Origin of the sequence: Shimia sp. R9_3 (assembly GCF_017743755.1) — a bacterium.
GTDB lineage: Bacteria > Pseudomonadota > Alphaproteobacteria > Rhodobacterales > Rhodobacteraceae > Shimia.
Window position 1 is genome coordinate 1 of the sequence record NZ_JAGHRP010000030.1, and the last position, 1,258, is coordinate 1,258.

Annotated in this window: 1 protein-coding gene; it reads left to right on the plus strand. The window is 56.8% G+C overall.

From position 1 onward, the window contains the following. Positions 1 to 66: 66 nt before the first annotated feature. A protein-coding gene (locus tag J7412_RS21735) for an IS3 family transposase (protein WP_209081974.1) occupies positions 67 to 1,196 on the plus strand; the annotation gives its coding sequence in 2 pieces (ribosomal slippage) (positions 67 to 340 and positions 340 to 1,196; 1,131 coding nt in all). Positions 1,197 to 1,258: the final 62 nt, after the last annotated feature.

Here is a 1,258-nt window from a genome sequence, read left to right on the forward strand (position 1 = left end):
TGAAGTGGTCCCAGAAAACCGGACAGTTGGTTAAGGTGTATCCCGAACCTTTGAGGGGATACGAGAATGGCGAAGCGCCGGAAGTTTACAGACCAGTTTAAGGCCAAGGTCGCGTTGGAAGCGCTGCGTGGTGACAAGACCGTGCAGGAGATCGCGGCGAAGCATCAGGTGCATCCGAACCAGGTCAGCACATGGAAGCGCCAGGCTGTCGAAGGCATGGCCGATGTTTTTGCCCGTGGCGGCAAACCGGAAGGGCCGACAGAAGCAGAGATCAAGGAGCTCCATGCCAAGATTGGGAGGCTGGCGGTTGAGAACGATTTTTTGTCCGAAGGGCTGAAGCGGTGAGCCCGGACAAGAAACGCGCGATGATCAAACGGGATCACTCTGAACTGAGCATAAGCCAGCAGTGCAGGCTGGTGCGGCTGAGCCGGTCGGCCTTCTACTACAAGCCGGTCGGTGTTGATGCCGACACGCTGGCCATGATGAAAGAGATCGACCGGGTCTTCACCAAATACCCGTTCTTCGGCAGTCGCCAGATCGCAGCCTATCTGCGAAGAGAAGGCACGGTCATCGGGCGGCACCGCGTCAGGCGATTGATGGCGAGGATGGGACTGGAGGCAATCTACAAACGTCCCAGAACCAGCCAGCCGCATCCACAGCACCCAGTCTTCCCGTATTTGCTGAGAAAGATGCAGATTGATCGTCCGAACCAGGTTTGGTGCGCCGACATCACCTTTGTGCCGGTCAGGAATGGCTTCTTGTATCTTGTGGCAATCATGGATTGGGCGACACGCAAGGCTCTTAGCTGGCGGCTCTCGAACACGATGCACGCCGACTTCTGCGTCCAAGCCCTGAACGAAGCCATCGCCAAACACGGCCCACCGGAGATCATGAACACAGATCAAGGGTCACAGTTCACCGGATCGGCCTGGATCACGACGCTGACTGAGGCCGGTGTCCGCATCTCTATGGATGGTCGGGGCCGCTACCTCGATAACATCTTCATTGAACGGCTGTGGCGATCCCTGAAGCAGGAGGCGATCTATCTCGAAGAAATCACGGACGGCTTCCAGGCCCGGCGCGTCATCAAGAATTGGATGGCATTCTACAATACCGAGCGCCCCCATTCCGCCCTTGATCGGCGGACGCCGCGCGAGGCATATTGGTACGGCTTGGAAGAGCAAAAAGCAGCATGAAACCTAAACCCGATACACCTTAGAAACGCTGCAAAACTGTCCAAAAAGATGGGACCACTTCA